The sequence below is a fragment of the Agrobacterium sp. rho-8.1 genome, from assembly GCF_033957725.1.
Taxonomy (GTDB): domain Bacteria; phylum Pseudomonadota; class Alphaproteobacteria; order Rhizobiales; family Rhizobiaceae; genus Agrobacterium.
On sequence record NZ_CP192788.1, the window covers coordinates 188,559 to 209,589 of the forward strand.

Annotated in this window: 21 protein-coding genes; 13 read left to right on the top strand and 8 right to left on the bottom strand. The window is 59.1% G+C overall.

Annotated elements, in window-relative coordinates; all coding sequences use genetic code 11:
* Positions 1-4 precede the first annotated feature (4 nt).
* Together pmtA and dnaN are read right to left on the bottom strand one after the other, a co-directional pair.
* Positions 5-598, bottom strand: a complete 594-nt coding sequence (gene pmtA, locus RMR21_RS00990) for a phospholipid N-methyltransferase PmtA (protein WP_498668885.1) — start codon at positions 596-598, stop codon at positions 5-7.
* A gap of 190 nt (positions 599-788) precedes the next feature.
* Positions 789-1,907, bottom strand: a complete 1,119-nt coding sequence (gene dnaN, locus RMR21_RS00995; protein ID WP_498668886.1) for a DNA polymerase III subunit beta — start codon at positions 1,905-1,907, stop codon at positions 789-791.
* 287 nt (positions 1,908-2,194) lie between these two features.
* On the opposite strand from dnaN, the gene rsmI reads away from it, so the two are divergent.
* The 9 genes from rsmI (at position 2,195) to gshB (ending at position 10,273) form a co-directional block, all read left to right on the top strand.
* Positions 2,195-3,103, top strand: coding sequence for a 16S rRNA (cytidine(1402)-2'-O)-methyltransferase (rsmI, locus tag RMR21_RS01000; protein ID WP_498670202.1), 909 nt, complete (start codon positions 2,195-2,197; stop codon positions 3,101-3,103).
* On the top strand, positions 3,093-3,452 hold the full coding sequence (locus tag RMR21_RS01005; RefSeq protein WP_498668887.1) for a YraN family protein: 360 nt from the start codon (positions 3,093-3,095) through the stop codon (positions 3,450-3,452). Before rsmI ends, RMR21_RS01005 begins: the two co-directional genes overlap by 11 nt.
* Positions 3,453-3,464: 12 nt before the next feature.
* Positions 3,465-4,037, top strand: coding sequence for a sugar O-acetyltransferase (locus RMR21_RS01010; RefSeq protein ID WP_498668888.1), 573 nt, complete (start codon positions 3,465-3,467; stop codon positions 4,035-4,037).
* 127 nt (positions 4,038-4,164) lie between these two features.
* On the top strand, positions 4,165-5,463 hold the full coding sequence (locus RMR21_RS01015) for an extracellular solute-binding protein (protein WP_498668889.1): 1,299 nt from the start codon (positions 4,165-4,167) through the stop codon (positions 5,461-5,463).
* A gap of 197 nt (positions 5,464-5,660) precedes the next feature.
* Positions 5,661-6,632, top strand: coding sequence for an ABC transporter permease subunit (locus RMR21_RS01020; protein ID WP_498668890.1), 972 nt, complete (start codon positions 5,661-5,663; stop codon positions 6,630-6,632).
* Positions 6,633-6,644: 12 nt separating this feature from the next.
* A complete protein-coding gene (ugpE, locus tag RMR21_RS01025) occupies positions 6,645-7,487 on the top strand; it encodes a sn-glycerol-3-phosphate ABC transporter permease UgpE (protein WP_498668891.1) in 843 nt (280 codons plus the stop codon).
* A gap of 10 nt (positions 7,488-7,497) precedes the next feature.
* Positions 7,498-8,604: a sn-glycerol-3-phosphate import ATP-binding protein UgpC gene (locus RMR21_RS01030; RefSeq protein WP_498668892.1), complete on the top strand. Its 1,107-nt coding sequence runs from the start codon at positions 7,498-7,500 to the stop codon at positions 8,602-8,604.
* A gap of 102 nt (positions 8,605-8,706) precedes the next feature.
* Positions 8,707-9,213: a cupin domain-containing protein gene (locus tag RMR21_RS01035; RefSeq protein ID WP_498668893.1), complete on the top strand. Its 507-nt coding sequence runs from the start codon at positions 8,707-8,709 to the stop codon at positions 9,211-9,213.
* Positions 9,214-9,316: 103 nt separating this feature from the next.
* Complete coding sequence (gshB, locus tag RMR21_RS01040) at positions 9,317-10,273, top strand: glutathione synthase (protein WP_498668894.1); 957 nt, start codon at positions 9,317-9,319, stop codon at positions 10,271-10,273.
* 251 nt (positions 10,274-10,524) lie between these two features.
* Here gshB and RMR21_RS01045 read toward each other — a convergent pair whose 3' ends face one another.
* Positions 10,525-12,108, bottom strand: a complete 1,584-nt coding sequence (locus tag RMR21_RS01045) for a peptide chain release factor 3 (protein ID WP_498668895.1) — start codon at positions 12,106-12,108, stop codon at positions 10,525-10,527.
* A gap of 90 nt (positions 12,109-12,198) precedes the next feature.
* On the opposite strand from RMR21_RS01045, the gene dut reads away from it, so the two are divergent.
* From dut to RMR21_RS01060, 3 genes are all read left to right on the top strand, one after another.
* The gene (gene dut / locus RMR21_RS01050) at positions 12,199-12,669 is read left to right on the top strand and encodes a dUTP diphosphatase (protein ID WP_498668896.1); all 471 of its coding nucleotides are present in this window, start codon (positions 12,199-12,201) and stop codon (positions 12,667-12,669) included.
* Between the two features lie 152 nt (positions 12,670-12,821).
* Positions 12,822-14,354 (top strand): YifB family Mg chelatase-like AAA ATPase, encoded by a 1,533-nt coding sequence (locus RMR21_RS01055; RefSeq protein WP_498668897.1) that lies wholly within the window; start codon positions 12,822-12,824, stop codon positions 14,352-14,354.
* A gap of 477 nt (positions 14,355-14,831) precedes the next feature.
* A complete protein-coding gene (locus RMR21_RS01060) occupies positions 14,832-15,146 on the top strand; it encodes a hypothetical protein (RefSeq protein WP_498668898.1) in 315 nt (104 codons plus the stop codon).
* A gap of 493 nt (positions 15,147-15,639) precedes the next feature.
* Here the strand turns inward: RMR21_RS01060 and cysK are convergent, their stop codons facing one another.
* From cysK to RMR21_RS01080, 4 genes are all read right to left on the bottom strand, one after another.
* Positions 15,640-16,608, bottom strand: a complete 969-nt coding sequence (gene cysK, locus RMR21_RS01065; RefSeq protein ID WP_498668899.1) for a cysteine synthase A — start codon at positions 16,606-16,608, stop codon at positions 15,640-15,642.
* Between the two features lie 143 nt (positions 16,609-16,751).
* Positions 16,752-17,369 carry a LysE family translocator gene (locus RMR21_RS01070; RefSeq protein WP_498668900.1) on the bottom strand — a complete coding sequence of 206 codons (618 nt, stop codon included), beginning with the start codon at positions 17,367-17,369 and terminating at the stop codon, positions 16,752-16,754.
* Positions 17,370-17,496: 127 nt separating this feature from the next.
* Positions 17,497-18,102: an EF-hand domain-containing protein gene (locus tag RMR21_RS01075; RefSeq protein WP_498668901.1), complete on the bottom strand. Its 606-nt coding sequence runs from the start codon at positions 18,100-18,102 to the stop codon at positions 17,497-17,499.
* A 103-nt stretch (positions 18,103-18,205) separates the two neighbouring features.
* Positions 18,206-18,919, bottom strand: a complete 714-nt coding sequence (locus tag RMR21_RS01080) for a pyrimidine 5'-nucleotidase (protein ID WP_498668902.1) — start codon at positions 18,917-18,919, stop codon at positions 18,206-18,208.
* Positions 18,920-19,024: 105 nt separating this feature from the next.
* Here RMR21_RS01080 and RMR21_RS01085 point away from each other — a divergent pair, with 105 nt between their 5' ends.
* On the top strand, positions 19,025-19,942 hold the full coding sequence (locus RMR21_RS01085) for an EamA family transporter (protein WP_498670203.1): 918 nt from the start codon (positions 19,025-19,027) through the stop codon (positions 19,940-19,942).
* An 11-nt stretch (positions 19,943-19,953) separates the two neighbouring features.
* On the opposite strand, the gene argB is transcribed toward RMR21_RS01085, so the two are convergent.
* Positions 19,954-20,838 carry an acetylglutamate kinase gene (argB, locus tag RMR21_RS01090; protein WP_174151958.1) on the bottom strand — a complete coding sequence of 295 codons (885 nt, stop codon included), beginning with the start codon at positions 20,836-20,838 and terminating at the stop codon, positions 19,954-19,956.
* Positions 20,839-21,031: the final 193 nt, after the last annotated feature.

A 21,031-nucleotide genomic window follows, 5' to 3' on the forward strand; every position in this document is an offset into this window, starting at 1 on the left:
TAGCTCAGGCGCGGGTGTAGGTCCACAGCTGTGCGGGTGGAATGTTGCGCACCACGAAATCATAGTGGCGAATGTGGTAGAGGTGCGGTTGCGCCACGATCGGCGACATCGGGCCATAGGAAATCTGGATGACCGGACGTCCATGCGGCACGCGATTGAGCAGGTCGTCGAGAAGACGGATGCGCTCGGCCATCGGGAAGTTCAGCATGGGCACGGCTGAGATGACGCAATCGAACATCTGGTCTTTTTGCGCCGCCAGCGTCGTATCCAGATCGAAAGCATCGCCATTGATGAAATTCACGCCCGGATAGCTGCGCAGCAGTTGCTGATAGAAGTCCGTGGAATATTCGATGGCCGTCACGTTTTCCGGCTTCACGCCGCGCGCCAAAATGGCCTTGGTGATACAGCCGGTTCCAGGCCCAAGCTCCAGCACGGGCAGGCCGGATTGCGGGGTGATGACGCTGGCCATGCGCCGTGCGGTCACACCGGAGGTCGGAACGATGGCGCCTACCTTTTTCGGCTGGTTGACCATTCCCTTGAAGAAACGAATTTCCTCTTCGAATTTTCTGCCGAAGCGCTGTTTCAGGCTCAGTCCCATCCGTTCCCCCTCACAAATTCAATCAAAACAACATTTGGTGAAACTGTGGCGATATGTTGTTTCAGACTGTCGTAAAGACAATGAAAAATGTCGCAATAGGAAAATCTTAACAAACTGTGCAGAATCTCCAAACAAAAATGCCGGTGAGGATGTCACCGGCATTTTTAAGTTTTCACTAAATGAGAGAGTGCTAAACGCGCATAGGCATCAGCACGTAAAGGGCATCGTCACCTGCATTGTCGCGCACGAGCGTCGGTGAACCGGCGTCGGCCAACAGAAAGATCGCGTCTTCCCCGGAAAGCTGCGCCGTGATGTCCAGCAGATATTTAGCATTGAAGCCGATCTCCATGCCTTCGTGTTCGTACCCGACCGCGACTTCTTCCGTCGCACTGCCGGAATCCGGGTTGTTGACGGTCAGCGTCAATTGTCCCTCGGCAATCGCAAGCTTCACCGCGCGGCCACGCTCGGACGAGATGGTCGAGACGCGGTCCACCGCTTTGGCGAAGGACTGGCAATCGACGCGCATTTCCTTGTCGTTGCCAGTGGGGATGACGCGCTGGTAATCCGGGAACGTGCCGTCGATCAGCTTGGACGTCAAAACGATGTCGCCGATCGCAATGCGGATCTTTGCGTCGGATACCTCGACGGTCACTTCCAGCTCCGGGTTATCGACCAGCTTTTGCAGCTCGCCCACCGTCTTGCGTGGGATGATGATGCCAGGCATGCCCTCGGAACCGGATGGCGCGTTCACATCGGCGCGCGCCAGACGGTGACCGTCGGTGGCCACTGCGCGCAACTTCAGATCGTTGCCGCTTTCAATCGTGTGGAAGAAGATGCCGTTGAGATAATAACGTGTCTCTTCGGTCGAAATCGCAAACTGCGTGCGGTCGATCAGCATTTTCAGGTCGGCGGCTTTGAGCTTGAAGACGTGGCTGAACGTGCCTGCGGTCAGGTCCGGAAAGTCGGTTTCCGGCAGGCACTGCAACGAAAACTTCGAGCGACCGGACGCAACCGTCATGGTCGAGCCATCGGGATTGGTAGCCAGAAGAACCTCGGAACCGTCGGGCAGCTTGCGCACGATTTCATACAGCAGATGCGCAGGCACCGTCGTCGAGCCTGCCTGTTCCACCATGGCCGGTGTCGCTTCGGTGATTTCGAGATCGAGGTCGGTCGCCTTCATGTCCAGCTTGGCGTCGGATGCGCGCAGCAGCACGTTGGACAGAATGGGAATCGTGTTGCGCCGTTCCACCACACGATGAACGTGGTTCAGCGATTTCAGAAGGTTCGACCGCTCGAGGGTAATACGCATGAAGACTTCCGCTTTCAACCGATGCGATCCCGATAGGCCGGATCGCCAAGATAGTGTCTCCGGCATTTTGGCCGGATAATGTGGACGGGCAAAATGGCAGAGTTATCGAGGAAAAGGCAAGGGGCCAGACCGCGTCATTCCCCAATTTTCCACGCTATACATTTCCTTACATGACTTGAGCGCCAATAACGGCCCTTGTTCGAAGGCGCCGTCTTGCCCATAAAGACAGGGAAATACCACATGACGGGAATGATGCAGTGACAGATGACGCCACAACGGACCAGACGATAGAAGACGCAGACGGCACGGGGCGTGGTTTCAAGGTCGGTGGCTTTACCGTACCTGCACGACCCATCGATGCCGCACTCTATCTGGTCGCCACCCCCATCGGCAATCTCGGCGATATCACCATAAGAGCACTGGAAACGCTGGCCTCTGCCGATGTGCTGGCCTGCGAAGACACCCGTGTCACCCGCATTCTGCTGGACCGTTACGGCATCCGCAATCGCCCCTATTCCTATCATGAGCACAATGCCGAAGAGGCAGGCCCCAAGCTCATCGCCGCCCTGGATGCCGGAAAATCCGTGGCGCTGGTGTCGGATGCGGGCACGCCGCTGGTCTCCGATCCCGGTTATCGCTTAGGACAAATGGCAGTCGAGGCGGGCCACCGTGTCGTGCCCATTCCCGGTGCTTCGGCGCCTTTGGCCGCGCTGGTCGGCTCCGGCATGCCGAGCGACGCTTTCATGTTCGCAGGTTTCCTGCCGGTCAAGGACAAGGGCAAGCGAGACCGCTTTTCCGAACTGTCTAAAATTCCGGCGACCATGATGTTTTTCGAATCCCCGCACCGCATCTGCGCCACCATCAAGGTCGCCTCGGAGGTTCTGGGGCCGAACCGCCGCGCCGTCGTGTGTCGGGAACTGACGAAAACCTTCGAAGAGTTCCGCCGTGGCACGCTGGGTGAGCTAACGGAATTTTACAACGAAGACCGCATCGTCAAAGGTGAAATCGTGCTGCTGATCGAGCCGCCCTCCTATGATGAAATTCCCGACATGGAAGACGTCGAAAAGCTGCTGAAAGACCTTGTCTCCACCATGCCTGCCGCAAAAGCCGCCGCAGAGGCGGCCAAACTCACCGGCCTGCCGCGCAAGGAGCTTTACCAGCGTATCCTTGACCTGAAGGATAGCGATGGCGCGTGAGGCGAGCAAACGCCGAGCCGAGCGGCGCGGCCATGTTGCCGAATATTGGGCGGCACTTTATCTGCTGTTGAAGGGCTATCGCATCCTCGCCCTGCGTTACCGCACCCGGTCTGGTGAAATCGATATCATCGCACGCAAGAAGGACGTGATCGCCGTCATCGAGGTCAAGGCCCGGGCGTCTGAAACAGGCGCTATCGATGCGGTCAGCTACGCGTCGCAAGGCCGCATCCGCGCCGCCGCCGATCTCTGGCTGTCACGCCGCAAGGACGCCGCTGCGCTGTCGCTGCGCTTCGATATCGTCGCCGTCCTGCCGCGTCGCCTGCCCAAACATTTCATCGACGCGTTCTAGGGAGACAAGCGGATGCGCAGCGAACGGGAAAAAATGGCAGCCGGAGAATGGTATTGCTGTCTGGATGATGAACTCGATGCCTTGCGTGTCGCGGCCCGCCGGGCGGTCCATCAACATAACAGCATGGTGCCGGATGCCCGTGGCGCGATGGCCCCGCTTCTGCGCTCTCTCTTCGGTTCAGTCTCGAAAACGGCCTTCATCGAAGCACCGTTTCATTGCAGCTACGGCTTCAATATATCGCTGGGTGAAAACACCTATCTCAACGCGGGCTGCGTCATTCTGGATTCCGGCCCCGTGACCATAGGCGATGGTTCCATGCTCGGCCCCGGCGTGCAGATCTATTGCGCCGATCACCATAGGGATGGCGCGCAGCGCGCACGCGGCATCGAGATCGCCAAACCCGTTACCATTGGCAACAATGTCTGGATTGGCGGCGGGGCGATCATCCTGCCCGGCATCCGCATTTTCGATGGTGCGATCATCGGCGCGGGCTCCGTGGTCACGAAGGATGTCGCTGCCGGTCGGACCGTGGTCGGAAATCCCGCTCGCCTCGTTTCGGCATCGTTGCCGGCAACTATTGATTGATACGTGAAGTCATGGAGCACTTCTTGGTACCATACTGTTATAAATCCGACATAAAACCGTAAACGAGACGTCATGGAACGCGCCTATTCGCATCCTCACCCAACAAGGGCGGTAGAGGATCGGAACTATGATCAAGAAGTTTTCTATGGCTGCAATGGCCATCACGTTTTCGGCGACATCGTCCATGGCGGCGACAAACATCACCTGGTGGCATGGCATGGGTGGCCGCAACGGCGAAGTCATCAATGAAGTGTCGCAGAAGTTCAACGCTGCGCAGACCAATTGCGCGCTGACGCCTGTGTCCAAGGGCACATACGAAGAAGCGCTGGCCAGCGGCATCGCTGCCTTCCGCTCCGGCGAACAGCCGAACATCCTTCAGGTTTTCGATGCCGGTGCCGCCACCATCATCAACGCCAAGGGCGCGATCATTCCGGCCGAAGACATCATCACCAAGGCCGGTTACAAGTTCGATCGCGAAGCCTTCATTCCCGGCGTGCGGAACTTCTACGCCGCTGCCGATGGTAAGTTCGTCGGCATGCCGTTCAACTCGTCCGCGCCGATCATGTACTACAACACGGAAGCCCTGAAAAAGGCCGGTGTCGAAGCACCCAAGACCTGGGAAGAGTTCGAAGCCGCAGCGCCGAAGCTGAAGGAAGCCGGTTTCATTCCGCTCGTTCAGACGCAGCTGACATGGGAATTCACCGAGAACTTCTTCTCGCGCAACAACCTTCAGTTCGCCACCAACAACAATGGTTACGACAGCGTCGTCGACACCAAGCTTAAGGTCACCGACCCGAACCTCGTCATGATGTTCGACAAGCTGAAGGCCTGGAAGGATCAGGGCTACTTCGCCTATTACGGCGCTGGCTGGAACGATAACCAGAAGCCGTTCGAAGAAAACAAGGTCGCGCTCTGGATCGGTTCTTCCGGCTCCTTCGGCGGTTTGCAGAAGACGGCGCAGATGCCGTTCTCGGCAACCTTCCTGCCATACTGGGGCTCCATCAAGGGCGCTGGCACCAACTCCTTTATCGGCGGCGCGGCCCTGTTTGCCATGTCCGGCAAGTCGGAAGCAGAAAACAAGTGCGTGGCTGACTTCTTCCAGTTCCTGACATCGCCTGAAATCCAGAAGTTCTACCACGAAGCCACCGGTTACGTCGCCATCACCCAGGCAGCCTATGAGCTGGCCAAGAAGGAAGGCTTTTACGAGAAGCAGCCTGTTGCCGAAGTCGGCATCAAGCAGCTGTCTCTTCCAGGCGGCGAATGGTCCAAGGGCTACCGCCTCGGCTTCTACCCACAGATTCGCTCCATCATGGAGCGTGAATATGGTCGCATCTTCTCCGGTGAAGTCGAGCCGAAGCAGGCCATGGACATCATCGAAAAGGAAGGCAACGAGCTTCTGGCCCGTTTTGCCAAGACTGCCGGTTGATTGAACTGAAGCCTTAAGAAATGGGCCTCCCTTCATAGTGAGGGAGGTCCGTTGGTTGTCTGAAGGTTTGCCAAATTCTCTTCCGTCATCCTCGAGACAAGCCCGAGGATGACGCCGCAAAGGGGCAACGTCCTGCCTCAGTCCACGGCCTCCCTTCATCCCCGAAGACAGGCCCCAACACAAAAAGGTTCGCGCGCGTGGCCTATACCTCGTCCCAGCCGGGTCTCGTCCGGCCTATTCCCGGCGTCGTCGCCAAGGCCAAGAAGCCTGTCGCGATATCTGAGCCAGCCAAGCGGGTGCAGTTCTCGTCGTCCGCGCTGCCTTATCTGTTGATCGCGCCGCAGCTTATCGTCATTTTCGTCTTCTTCTACTGGCCGTCGGTGCAGGCGGTGCAATCTTCGTTTTACATCGAAGATCCCTTCGGCTTCGGCTCCACCTTCGTCGGTTTTGCCAATTATTCCGATGCGCTGTTCAGCGCTGAATATCTCAACATCGCCAAATTCACGGTGATTTTCACTGTTCTCGTTACCGTCTTTTCACTGGCGCTGGGCCTTTTGCTGGCCGTGAAGGCGGACGCGATCATTCGCGGCGCTTCGGCTTACAAGACGCTGTTGATTTCGGTCTATGCCATCGCTCCACCGGTCGCGGGCCTCATCGGCATGATGTTCTTTGATCAGCACATCGGCCCTTTCGTGAAAATGGCTGCCTTCTTCGGCTGGCACATGCAGGTCGGCGTCACCTATTTCGATACCGCCTTTGCGATGATTTTCGTGTCGGTCTGGAAGCAGATCCCCTATAATTTCATCTTCTTTCTGTCGGGCCTGCAAAGCGTGCCGGTGTCCGTTCGTGAGGCTGCCTTTATCGATTGCCGCTCCGGTTTTCGCCGGTTCTGGACGGTCATCATGCCGCTTCTGGCGCCCACCGCTTTCTTCCTGCTCATCATCAACATCACCTATGCGCTGTTCGATACCTTCGGCGTCATCGACGTGATGGTGAAGGACAAGGCGGCCAACAACCCGATTACCCTTGTCTACAAGGTCTATGTGGATGGCTTCCGCGGCAATGACATTGGCGGCTCATCGGCCCAATCGGTCATTCTCATGATCGTGGTCTTCGTGCTGACGGTCATCCAGTTCCGCTTCCTCGAAAAACGCATCCATTACGGTTGAGGGATTTTCACGATGTACAAGACAAAACCTCTCGATCACCTGATCCTCATCATCGGCGCGCTGTTTCTCATCATGCCTGTGATCGTCGCCTTCATGACCTCGACGCATACGGCAGCGCAAATCCATATGAATGGCCTGACGCTTCTGCCGGGAGACAATTTCGTCGGGACCTATGAGAAGGTTCTGACCCAGAAGGGCGGCTTTACGGGTCAGATCACCGGCCTCAACATGGTCATCAACTCGCTGATCCTCGGCATCGGCTTTGCTGTCGGCAAGATCGTTCTGTCGATGCTGGCGGCTTACGCCATCGTCTACTTCCGCTTCCGCTTCGCCACGCTCGCCTTCTGGGTCATCTTCACGACCCTGCTCCTGCCGCTCGAAGTCCGCATCATGCCGTCCTATGAGGTCATGAGCAAACTGGGGCTTTTGAACTCCTATACCGGCCTCATCGTGCCGCTTCTGGCATCTGCCACCGGCACCTTCTATTTCCGCCAGTTCTTCAAATCCGTTCCCGACGAGATTCTGGAAGCCGCCCGTATCGATGGGGCAGGGCCGGTGAAGTTCTTCATCGATATCCTGCTGCCGCTCTCGCGCACCATGATGGCGGCCATCTTCATCATCATGTTCGTCTATGGCTGGAACCAGTATCTGTGGCCCACGCTGATGACCAATGACGAGCGCTTCTTCACCCTCATGCGCGGCATCAAACAGATCCTTCAGGTCTGGGTCGGTTCGCAACTTCCCGATTACAACGAAGCTTTCGCGCTCGCCGTTCTGGCCATGCTGCCACCTGTGTTGATCGTCGTCATCTTCCAGAGTTGGTTCATCAAGGGCCTCACCGAAAGCGACAAATAAGGAGCCTGTTATGGCCGAGATCGAAATCACCCAGGTCTGCAAGGATTACTCCAACGGCATACGCGCCGTGCATGACGTGGATATATCCATCAAGGACGGCGAATTCATCGTCCTCGTCGGCCCCTCGGGCTGCGGCAAGTCCACGTTGCTGCGCATGGTTGCCGGCCTTGAGGAGATCTCGCAAGGCAAGGTCAGCATCGGCAACCGCGTCGTCAATGACGTGGAGCCCGCAGACCGCGACATCGCCATGGTGTTCCAGAACTACGCGCTCTACCCGCATATGTCAGTGCGCCAAAATCTGGAATACGGCCTGAAAAACCGCAAGACGCCGAAGGCCGAGATCGATGCGCGTGTGGCGGAAGCCGCCCGCATGCTGGAGCTTCAGCCCTATCTGGATCGCAAACCCCGCGCTCTCTCCGGTGGCCAGCGCCAGCGCGTTGCCATGGGTCGCGCCATCGTGCGCAAACCGGCCGCTTTCCTCTTCGATGAGCCGCTGTCCAACCTCGATGCCAAGCTTCGTGTCTCGATGCGCGGTGAGATCAAGCGCCTGCAACGCCGCCTCGGCACCACTTCCATCTACGTCACCCACGACCAGCTGGAAGCCATGACGCTGGCAGACCGCCTGGTGGTGCTGAATGCCGGTCGCATCGAACAGATCGGCGCGCCGCTGGAGGTCTATCACAAGCCCGCCTCCACCTTCGTCGCCAGCTTCATCGGCTCGCCCGCCATGAACCTTCTGGCAGGCGAATTGCACGGCGACAGTCTCGCCATCGGCCCGACGGTTCTTTCGCTCAATGGTTATGCCCCGGCGTCCGGCCCTGTCACGGTCGGCATGCGCGCAGAAGACCTGCGGATTGCCCGCGCCGGTGAACAGGGCATCCCTTTCCGCGTGGATTATATCGAGGAACTCGGCTCGCAGCGTCTCCTCCATGGCATGGTGGGCGATCAGGTTCTGACTGTGGCTTGCGCCTCCGAAACCGAGATGCCGCAGGAGATGTTGCTGGCGATTGCGCGCGAAAAGCTGCATTTCTTCGACAATGAGACCGGCAAGCGCATCACGACCAGCGCCGATGTCATGCCGCGTCAGCCAGCGGAGCAGCTCGTCGCGGCCCATTAAAGTCGGCTGGAAATGCACGTCGTTAAAATTGTCTCAATTTAAGGAAGAGCATTCTTACTCGATATGTGCTAAGGCGTTTCCATTGCAAGGTGGGGACGCAATATGGTTTTTCATGTCATGATCGCAAGTGTGGCTGCAATGGCGGCCCGCGCCGTGCCGCTGATGCCGCGCACCAGGAGTGCCGGGCGGACGCAGACCGTCGTGTCAGCTGCTTCCAGCGGCCTGAACATGCAGCCAGCCCCCATCAACCCGGACTGGATCATCGCAGGCGAACCCGTTGCCCGCATGGCAGACCATTCCAGAAGCGCAGATCGCGCCGCCTATACTGCTCTGTGGGATTGTACGGCTGGTACCTTCCGCTGGTTCTTCGCCTGGGACGAAACCGTCCATATCGTCGAGGGCGAGGTGCATGTCACGGCGCAAGACGGCTCCGTGCATCACCTCGGTGCGGGCGACGTCGCCTATTTCAAGGCCGGCACCTGGGCCACATGGCGGGTGGATACTTACGTGCGCAAAGTTGCCTTCCTGCGCCGCCCTTTCCCTTCGCCGATCGCCTTTGCATACCGCTTGAAGAACAAGCTGTTGCCAGCCAAAACCCCGTCGCTTTAAGCCGCGAAGCCGTCAATAAAACTCATAGATACGCCACTCCGTAGCAGTTGCCTTTGAAGCTTGCCTGCCCTACACATTTCGGGCTTTCAAAAGGAAACTGCGCATGGCCAAAATCAAGAACGTCGCGATCCAGATGGATCATGTCTCCGGCATCAACATTGCTGGTGATAGCACCTTTGCGATCAGTCTTGAGGCCCAGGCCCGCGGTTACCGCCTGTTCCATTACACGCCGGATCGTCTGTCGATGCGCGATGGCAAGATTTACGCCACGGTCGAGCAGATGGAACTGCGCGACATCAAGGGTGACCACTTCTCCTTGGCCGAACCGGAGCGCGTCGATCTCGCCACCATGGATGTCATTCATCTGCGCCAGGATCCGCCCTTCGACATGGCCTACATCACCTCCACCCATCTCCTGGAGCGTATCCACCCCAAGACGCTGGTGGTGAACGATCCGGCATGGGTGCGCAATTCGCCGGAAAAGATCTTCGTCACCGAATTCGCCGATCTCATGCCCACGACACTCATCACCAAGGATGTGAGCGAGATCGCCCGCTTCCGCGAGGAGATGGGCGACATGATCCTGAAGCCGCTCTACGGCAATGGCGGCGCTGGCGTCTTCCACTCCACCCGCGATGACCGCAACTTCTCCTCGCTTCTGGAAATGTTCGGCCAGATGTTCCGCGAACCCTACATCGCCCAGCAATATCTGCCCGACGTTCGCAAGGGCGACAAGCGCATCCTCCTGGTGGATGGCGAGCCTGTCGGTGCGATCAATCGCGTGCCTGCGGAAAACGACGCCCGCTCCAACATGCACGCCGGTGGCCGCCCTGAACCGACAGAGCTCACGGCGCGCGAAAAGGAAATCTGCCAGCGCATCGGCCCAGCATTGCGCGAACGCGGCTTCCTCTTCGTCGGCATCGATGTCATCGGCGATTACATGACGGAAATCAACGTCACGTCACCCACGGGCATCCGCGAAGTCAAGAAATTCGGCGGCGCCGATGTCGCCAGCCTGCTCTGGGACGCCATCGAGCGCAAACGCGACGCTCATGGCTGAAATGGCGTAGAAAAAACGCATGATTTAGGCGGCATTGGGTGGGGCTTACCCCCCTCTGTCCTGCCGGACATCTCCCCCTCAAGGGGGGAGATCAGCAAGTCGCATGCTCCTCACTCTATCCGCAGCCTTCGAGATGGTCGGGCGCCATCCACGAGTCGATCTCCCTACGTGAGGGGGAGATGCCCGGCAGGGCAGAGGGGGGTAAGCCAAGCCCACTGACACCAACCGCCGACCTTAAGCCAAATTCAAACTCACGCCGCCTTGGCGACGTGATACTCCTTGATCGCGGCCATCTTGATAGCTGGATAGCGTTCGGACTCGTAGCGCAGAGAGAACGCATCCTGCGCCAGAAACACCGGGTCGCCATCCAGATCGCGGGCAATATCGCCGCGCTTCACGGTCAGGAATTTTTCCATATCCGCAGCCTGATCCGACGATATCCAGCGGCAGATCGAGAAACGTGACATTTCGAACGAAACCGGCAGGCCATACTCGCCCATCAGCCGTTCCTTCAAAACATCCAGCTGCAACGCACCGACGACGCCGACGATGGCCGGGGAGCCGTCCTCGGGTGAAAACAGCTGCACGACGCCTTCTTCGGCCATCTGGTGCAGCGCTTCCTTCAGCTTCTTCGCCTTCATCGCATCTTCGAGACGCACACGGCGCAAAATTTCCGGCGAGAAGTTCGGCACGCCCTGGAAGACGAGGTTCTCCCCTTCGGTCAGCGTATCGCCGATGCGCAGGGTTCCGTGGTTGGGAATACCCACCACATCGCCCGCAAAGGCCGTGTCGGCAATGTGACGCTGCGAGGCGAAGAAGAATTGCGGTGCCGTCAGGCCCATTTGCTTGCCGGTGCGCGCCAGCCGCGCCTTCATGCCGCGCTCCAGCTTTCCGGAGCAGATGCGCGCGAAAGCAATGCGGTCGCGGTGGTTGGGGTCCATATTGGCCTGAATCTTGAAAACGAAGGCCGTCATTTTTTCTTCGGCCGCGTGAACCGTTCTCGTATCGGCCACCTGGTCGCGCGGTGGCGGCGCAATGTCGCCGAGAGCGTTGATCAGGTCTCGAACGCCGAAGTTGCGCAGTGCTGAGCCGAAGAAGACCGGTGTCAGATGCCCCTCCAGAAAGGCCTCGCGGTTGAACGGGCGGCACGCTTCCAGCGCCAGCTGCGTTTCCTCGATAAAGGCCGCGCGCTCGTTTTCCGGCAACCGGCTGGCCACGTCCTGAGGACCATTGGCCTGGGTTGCCTCGACTTCCGTGTCAGAGCCACGCACCATGTTGCTGGCCAGATAATAGGAGCCGCAGAAGCTCTTCGAACGACCGATCGGCCAGGTGATCGGCGCCGTGTCCAGCGCCAGCTTCTCCTCGATCTCATCGAGAATTTCGAAGATGTCGCGGCTTTCGCGGTCCATCTTGTTGACGAAGGTGATGATGGGAATGTCGCGCATGCGGCAGACTTCGAACAGTTTTAGCGTCCGCGGTTCGATACCCTTGGCAGCATCGATGACCATGATGGCTGCATCCACCGCCGTCAGCGTGCGGTAGGTATCATCAGCAAAGTCTTCATGGCCCGGCGTGTCGAGAATATTGTAGACCTTGTCGTCATATTCGAACGTCATCACCGAGGTCACGACCGAGATGCCGCGCTCGCGCTCGATTTTCATCCAGTCGGACCGCGTCTGGATGCGATCCTTCTTCGCCTTCACTTCACCGGCCAGCTGAATGGCACCGCCGAACAGCAGCAGCTTTTCGGTCAGCGTCGTCTTACCGGCGTCCGGGTGCGCGATGATAGCGAAGGTGCGGCGGCGGGAAACCGCCTCTGCGAGTGTTTCGGGCATCAAACAAATCCTGTGGAATTGCGCGGTATCTAGCGTTTCGGGGCCGCTTTTGCAATTGACCTTGGCCCTGCAACGGAAAACTAATGCCGCATGACCAAAGAAAACCAAAATCGTCCCGCCCTCAATCTCGTTCGTCTGGACCATGCAGAGGGCATCGAGCTGCCTTCCTACGAGACGTTGGGAGCAGCTGGCATGGATCTGCGCGCCGCCGTCGCCGGGGACGCGCCGCTGGTGCTGACACCGGGCGCCCGCGCGCTGGTGCCCACCGGCTTCATCTTCGAAGTGCCGAAGGGCTTTGAGGCGCAAATCCGCCCACGCTCCGGCCTCGCCATCAAGAACGGCATCACCTGCCTCAATTCGCCGGGAACGGTGGACAGCGATTATCGCGGAGAGGTCAAAGTCATCCTCGCCAATCTGGGCCAAGAGGATTTCGTGATCGAGCGTGGTATGCGCATCGCCCAGATGGTTATAGCACCCGTCACCCACGTTTCGGTTCTCGAGGTGAGCGAGACCTCCGATACGGCCCGTGGCACCGGCGGCTTCGGCTCAACCGGCGTGTGACGCTCTCACAAGGACGCGCCATTTTTGCACGTGCCAAGTGAAATTGTTCACTTCTTGTTCTTGTTTTCTGGTTTGCGTTGTGCAAGGTTGCATGGGCGGACACTTACACGCTTGATTGCGCGTTTTCTAAAGTCCGCCTGTTGGGGGCTTAGATGGTCGCGCGCGTCAATACGGTGGCATTTCAGGGCATAGAGGGCGTGCCCGTCGAAGTTCAGGTCATGGTCGCACCCGGCAAGGTCGGGATGCAGATCGTCGGCCTGCCGGACAAGGCCGTGGCCGAAAGCCGGGAGCGGGTGCAGGCGGCCCTGCATGCCTCTGGTCTGGCGCTTCCAGCAAAGAAAGTCACGGTCAATCTCGCTCCGGCTGATTTGCCAAAAGAGGGCAGTCATTTCGATTTGCCCATCGCGCTGGGCTTGATGGCCGCCTTGGGTGCCATTCCCGCCGATGCGCTGGATTCCTATGTCGTTCTGGGCGAGCTTAATCTGGATGGCACCATCGGCGCCGTGTCCGGCGCGCTGCCGGCCGCCATCGGCGCAAACGGGCAGGGCAAAGGGCTGATCTGCCCGGCAGACAGTGGTGGAGAAGCCGCATGGGCCGGTTCCAATTTCGATATTCTCGCTCCGCGCAGCCTGATCGCTCTCGTCAATCATTTTCGCGGAACACAGCGCCTCTCACGTCCTGTTCCCGCCATCCGCGCGCATCCCGCCAACCTGCCTGACCTGGCCGATATCAAGGGGCAGGAAAGTGCCAAGCGCGCGCTGGAGGTGGCCGCCGCTGGTGGGCATAATCTCCTGATGGTCGGTCCGCCCGGTTCGGGCAAATCCATGCTCGCCTCGCGCCTTCCCTCCATCCTGCCGCCGCTGTCGGCTGCGGAATTGCTGGAAGTGTCCATGGTCCATTCCATCGCTGGGCAACTCTCCGGTGGCAAGTTGTCGGATCGTCGCCCGTTCCGCACCCCGCATCATTCCGCCACCATGGCAGCCCTTGTCGGCGGTGGCCTGCGGGCGCGACCCGGAGAGGCGTCGCTTGCCCATCACGGCGTGCTCTTTCTCGATGAGTTCCCGGAATTTTCACCCCAGTCTCTGGATGCGCTGCGTCAGCCGCTGGAAACCGGAGAATGCATCATTGCCCGCGCCAATCACCGTGTCAGCTATCCCGCAGAAATCCAACTGGTTGCTGCCATGAACCCGTGCAAATGCGGCATGGCGGGCGAACCCGGCTTTACCTGCGCCAGAGGGCCGCGCTGCCTGACCGATTATCAACAGCGCATATCCGGCCCGCTGATGGACCGTATCGATATCCGCATCGAGGTCCCCGCTGTCTCAGCGGCCGACCTCATCCGCCCCATGGCGGCCGAAGCCAGCGCCGATGTCGCGCGTCGCGTGGCCCGCGCTCGTGATCTGCAGCAGGACCGTTTCGCGAGTGCCGGTTTCAACGGCATCCGCACCAATGCCCGTTGCTCCACGGCGCTGATCGAAAAATTCGGTGAACCCGATGCGCCAGGCCTGCAACTCCTCCGCGACGCCGCCGAAAAACTGAAATTCTCCGCCCGAGGCTACCACCGCATCCTCAAGGTCGCCCGCACCCTGGCCGATTTGGACGACAAGTCGACCGTTGGCCGCATTCATCTGGCGGAAGCGATTTCCTATCGTATCGCAGGTGAGCGTTTGACGGCGGCGGCGTGAGCGAGGTCGAGGTCGGTAATATACGGTAACCGCCGTGCCAGCCACTCACCCGCCTCTGTCCTGCCGGACATCTCCCCCTCAAGGGGGGAGATCGGCAAACCGCATGCCCCTCCGCTCTATCCGCAACGGTAAAGATGGCCGAGAGCCAACCACGAATCGATCTCCCCACCTGAGGGGGAGATGGCCGGCAGGCCAGAGGGGGGTAAGCCCCACCCTCAAGTCTCACGATGTGCGCCCAACCACCCACACCAAAAATACTTCCCAACCAAATCAATACCTTACCAAAAAACCGAGAAAAACAGCAAAAAATCCCCCCGCAGTTTTCTCCACGGGTCGCGAATCGCCCGCACACTTGTCCCGTTCCGCCCTCGGATACACCGCAAGGCGTTGCGGCGAGGCGGGACCGGCGCTGGTGGTGAAGGGGTACGCAACCCCTCATCGCCGGGGTCCGGCAGCGAATCCCCCCGGCGGCAACGGGTGGGGCGTGGCACCGGTTTCGGACCGGCCGGTGCACCGCGCCAGATGTTCGGACCGGATCGGCATGCCTGCCTCGAATATCCTGACGGGTTTCGAGATCCAGGCATTGCCGCTCCTGTCCGCCCGCCGCCGGGTGTACCGACAGCTCATCGGCTCCTGGTCGAACGCGACCGCGAGGAGTTTGAAGCGAAAGTCAGGCGGTACACAGGCAAACGCTGCATCTGCCCGACATCCTCGACAGGGGAGAAAGGGCAGATGTGGCCGAACTGGCAGGCGGGGCATTTCGGCAACGAAGCCCCCGCTGCCCGGAGGTGAAGGGTTGGACCTTGAACATGTCCGACCGGTCAACCGGCAGGGTTTCGGCCCTTCGCCGTCCGGGATGCGCCAGCCGTGGCAAGAGGATCGCAGGCGGGCACAAACCGCTGAACGGGGCGCTGAAAGGTGCCAATACTATTCTACCCCAACGAGGCAGCTTGCAGCGCCCCGTCCGAATACCATGGCCGACAAGGCCGTGGACCCTGAGAAGAGAGCAAACCACGGGCAGATGCTGCCGCGTGAACGGCGAAGCTTGCGTGAAAGGCTGGCCGGTGTTTTTGACAGGATGGGTGGAAGCACGGAGCCCGCAGCCGCCTCATCTTCAACGTTCAAGAGGAGCGAGAGTTAACCGCGCTTCGATCTCCCCACCTGTGGGGGAGATGCCCGGCAGGGCAGAGGGGGGTAAGCCGCATCCGCGACGTTAATAAGAATCCGCATCGGCAGACGGAGCGCACCTCACCCTCAACGCTCCATCAAAGAACCAAAAAAACCCTCAAAACTCCAAACCCTCAAACAGCGCCGTCGACAGGTATCGCTCGGCAAACGACGGAATGATCACGACCATGGTCTTGCCGGCATTCTCGTCCCGCGCACCGATCTTGATGGCGGCAGCAAGTGAAGCACCGGAGGAAATACCGACGGGCACACCTTCGAGGCGGGCAACGAGGCGGGCAGTTTCGAATGCTTCGTCATTGGTGACGGTGATGATTTCGTCGTAGATTTTCGTATCGAGAACGTTGGGCGCAAAGCCTGCGCCGATGCCTTGAAGCTTATGTGGGCCCGGGGTGCCGCCCGAGAGAACCGGGCTGTCGGCGGGTTCGACGGCCACGACCCTGATCTCAGGCTTGCGGGATTTCAGAACCTGGCCGACCCCGCTGATCGTGCCGCCCGTGCCGACGCCGGAAATGAAGATATCGACGTCACCATTGGTATCGTTCCAGATTTCCTCGGCCGTCGTCCTGCGGTGCACATCCGGGTTGGCCGGGTTCTCGAATTGCTGCGGAATGATCGCATTGGGCAATGTTTCGGCCAGTTCATGCGCCTTGGAGATCGCGCCCTTCATGCCCTTGGGGCCTTCGGTCAAAACCAGTTCGGCACCCAACAGCGCCAGCATCTTGCGCCGTTCGATGGACATGGTCTCGGGCATGGTGAGGATCAGCTTGTAGCCCTTGGCTGCGGCGGCAAAAGCCAGCGCGATGCCTGTGTTGCCCGACGTCGGCTCGATCAGCGTCGTCACGCCGGGGGTAATCTTGCCCTGCGCTTCCAGCGCCTCGATCATCGCAACGCCGATCCGGTCTTTGACCGAAGCAATGGGGTTGAAGAATTCGAGCTTCGCCAGGATTGTTGCCTTCACGCCCTTTTCATTGGCCAGCTTGTCGAGACGCACCAGCGGCGTGTCGCCGATCGTCTCCGTGATCGAGGAATAGATCCGTCCGCGTCCCGGTTTTCTGGCTTCAGACATGACAGGCTCCCATTGTGCAAATGCATCAGAATTTTGCGCAGAATAGGAGGAATGATCCGATGACGCTAGAGAACGAGAATGCGTATGTAGCATCTTTCCTGGTATATCGTTCTCAAAATCGCCGCGTTGCCGATACGATCATTTCACGTCGCGCGGGTGGCGATCATCGCTGCTGTCGCTGCTAAAATCCCGGCGGCGGTGCGGTTGAGGATGGTGAGTGCGCTGGGACGCTTCAACAGGGTTCGGGCCTTGGAGGCCAGCAGAATATAGGGCAGCAGCACGGCCATCAACACGGTGAAGGTCACTGCCAGCAGGGTAATGTATTCGGTGCTGCCGATGACGCGGATATCGATCAGCGTCGGCACCAGCGCCACGTAAAACAGCATGGTCTTCGGGTTACCAAGCGTAATGAGCAGGCCCGATAGAAACGACATGGCGATGCTGGTGCTCTTCTTCGCCTGCAGATCCTTCGGCAAAATCCCTGCTGTCCAGAGTTTCCAGGCGATGTAAAGAAGATAGATGGCGCCTGCGATCTTCAGGACCATGAAGGCTTCCTGAAACGTCTGCGCCAGAAAGGCGAGACCCAGGATGACGGCGGTCAGATAGACCATATCGCCCAGCACGAGACCCAGCCCCATGAAGAAGGTTTCGCGAAAGCCGGACCCCAGAGCCCGCGCCACGATGGCCGTCATGCCCGGGCCGGGAATGGCCGCTGCAATGAAAAGGGCGGTGGCGTAGGCGAAAAGGCTGGCGAGGCTCACGGTCATATCCTTCGAAAACAGGAGACATCGCTATAGCATGAAGACAGCGTTTGAACAGAGCAGACCTGAAACGGACAAAGCCCGCACGTGGCGGGCTTTGCTGGATGTCATTCGGCGAGCGGTCGGATCAGAGGAACGGGCGATCCGGCATGTCGTCGATGCTGATGACGCCGTCAGTGTTCTTGTCGAGACGTGTGAACATTTTCTCGCCAGCCGCCGTGAATTCGGCCTTGCTGATCTGGCCGTTGCCATCGGTGTCGACCATGGAGAACATGGCGTTCATCCGGCCGCCAGGACCACCTTTGCCACCCTTGCCGCCTTCGCGTCCTTCGTGTTTGCGGCCTGGCTCGCCCTTGCGGTCGGCTTGTTCCGGGCCACCCTTCTTGCCATCGGGACCCTTGGCGTCTTCGCGCTCTGGGCGCGGGTTGGCGGCACGGTATGCCTCCATCTTCTCCCGACGATTATCGCGCATTTCCTTGGGCGTGATCGAACCGTCCTTGTTGGCATCGATCTCGGTAAACAAGGCGTCCTGGCGGGCTGTGAACTCTTCCTTGGAGACCTTGCCGTCCTTATTTGTATCGGCCGTTTTCAGCAGATAGACATAGGCCAGTTCCGGGCGCATGGGCGGGCCGTCTCGGCCGGGGCCACGCGGTGCCGCCATCGACATGGGTGCTGTCGTTCCAAGCACCAGAGCCGCTCCAAGAGCTGTCAGCGCAAATTTACGAATTGTCATGGTGTGTACCTTTCAAATGCTGTCCCTGATGGAAAGGTAGTGTCGCCGTTCCGCCTTCACCAGTTAAACATCAGCAATGTGCATGACAAATCGGTAATGCGGGTCATGTCATCGGCAATGCCTTGAGAAAGCCTGTCAGATCATCGGTGATGAAATCGATGTGTTCGTCGCTTGCGGCGGGAATTTCCCAGCGCTCCATGATGACGCCTTCGAGATTGCGCGGCACCAGCAGCACCGTCTTCATGCCCAGCGCCTTGGGTGCCACGAGATTGCGCGGCAGGTCTTCGAACATCGCCGCTTTGGTCGTGTCGAGCTTGGCAAGGGCTGCGAACTTCTCATAGGTCGCGCTGGCGGGCTTGGGCAGATAATCGGCCGCGACGATATCGAAGATATCCTCGAAGTGGTCGAGAATACCCAGCGCACCGGCGGCTGCCTGCGCATGCGGCACGCTGCCATTGGTCAGAATGAACTTACGGCCCGGCAGCGCCTTGATCGCCTCACCCAGCTCGGGGTTTGGCGCAAGCATGGAATAATCGATGGCATGCGCCCGCTCCAGAAAAGCATTGGGATCGATGCCGTGATTGATCATCAACCCCTGAAGCGTGGTGCCATGCTCATGGTAATACTGCTTTTGAAGCTTGCGCGCTTCGTCGGGTGCCAGTTCGAGCAGTTCGGCGACATAGGCCGTCATGTTTGTGTCGATCTGCGAAAACAGGTTTACCTCATGCGGGTAAAGCGTGTTGTCGAGATCGAACACCCATTCGCTCACATGGGAGAAATCGGCGGGATTCGGCTCATTTTTCGGTTTCGTGCTCATGCCCATTCTTATGCAATGGCTGGACTGCAAAGAAAACGGAAAAGGCGACGCCGTGCGAGAAAAGCGACCTTGGCGGACGCGCAAAGCCCGTGGTACCGCCATTCCATGGAACTCTGGATCGGCATTACCTTTGTCAGCGCGTTTTTGCAGAACGTGCGCTCGACCTTGCAAAAGCACTTAAAGGCAAGCATGGGAACGACAGGCGCGACGTTCATGCGCTTTGGTTTCGGCATGCCCTTCGCGCTTGCCTATCTCGCCTTTCTGCACTTCGGGCTGAGTAAGCCGCTCCCATCCACCAATGCTGCATTCGCAATGTGGGCGGTGGTCGGTGCCATGGCGCAGATCGTCGCAACATTTCTGCTGGTTCACCTGTTTTCCCTGCGAAACTTTGCAGTGGGCACGGCCTATTCCCGCACGGAACCGGCACAGGCCGCCATCATCGCCCTGATTGTCGTGGGCGAGAGCGTCAGTTCCGGCACGGTGCTGGCCATTGCGATATCGGTCGCGGGGGTGATGCTGATTTCCGTTGCGCGAACAGAGCTTTCTCCGACATCCATTCTGACGTCGATTTTCAGCCGCACTGCAGGCATCGGGCTGGCATCCGGTGCCTTTTTCGGCTTGTCTTCGGTGGCCTATCGCTCGGCGTCACTTTCGCTCGCCCCAAGTCTGGAAAGACCGGATGCCGTGATGCAGGCGAGTTTCACGCTGGTCGTGGTCATCGTCATGCAGACGCTGTGCATGCTGGGTTGGCTCGTATGGCGGGAGCGTTCCGAATTGCCGCGTATCGCCAAGGCGTGGAGACCGGGCATTGCTGTGGGGTTCGTAGGCGCCACTGCATCGTTCGGCTGGTTCACGGCCATGACGCTTCAACAAGCCGCAGTGGTCAAGGCGCTGGCGCAGGTGGAAATGCTGTTCGCCTTCGCCTCGACGGTGTTTTTCTTCAAGGAAAAGATCAACAGGCTGGAAGTGACAGGGTGCCTGTTGATCGTGCTTGGCGTTTTGTCATTGCTCGCATTTGGCTGAGCGACAAGGGTTCAGGGAACGATGAGTGTGCCCGCGCCTTCCGTGAAGATTTCCAGCAGAACCGAGTGGGGCGTCTTGCCGTTGAGAATGACGACGCCCTGAACGCCCGCCTTGATGGCTTCGATGCAGGTTTCGACCTTGGGAATCATGCCGCCGGAAATCGTGCCGTCCTTGATCAGCGCGCGGGCCTGCGACACCGTCAATTCCTTGATCAGTTCCTTGTTCTTGTCGAGAACACCTTCGACATCTGTCAGGAACAGCAGGCGGCTGGCATGCAGCGCGCCGGCGATGGCACCGGCAAAGGTGTCGGCATTGATGTTGTAGGTCGCACCGTCACGCCCAGGCGCCACCGGTGCGATGACCGGGATCATCTCGGACTTGGCGAGAAGATCAAGCAGCGTGCGGTCGACTTCGACGACTTCTCCCACGAAACCCAGGTCGAGAACACGCTCGATGTTGCTGTCGGGATCGATGACGGTCTTCTTGGCCTTTTCGGCAAAAACCATGTTGCCGTCCTTGCCGCAGAGACCGATGGCCCATTCGCCGGTCTGGTTGATGAGGGCAACGATTTCCTTGTTGATCGAACCGGCCAGAACCATTTCGACGATTTCGACCGTTTTGGCATCGGTGACCCGCAAGCCGCCCTCGAATTTCGATTCGATGCCCATCTTGCTCAGCATCGCGCCGATCTGCGGTCCGCCGCCGTGAACGACGATCGGGTTGATGCCCGATTGCTTGAGAAGAGCGATGTCTTCGGCGAAGGCTTTGCCAAGGCTCGTATCGCCCATGGCATGGCCGCCATATTTTACGACGATGGTTTTGTGCTCGTATTTCTGCATGAAGGGCAGGGCCTGCGCCAGAAGTCGAGCCTGCATTTCGCTTTCGGAAGACGTCATGGGAAATCACCTCGTCGTTGATTGTGGCGCTTTTAACCCAAGTTTTTGACGGATGAAACAACGGACAGTCACGCAGGCACAGAAAGTTGAAACGTGATCGCGTCGTTCATCAGCAACGATTGACATGCAAGGCCAATCAGACCAGCTTTGCAAAAGGGGAGATGTGCGTCGCCAGCGGGTTGGGCTACGCACC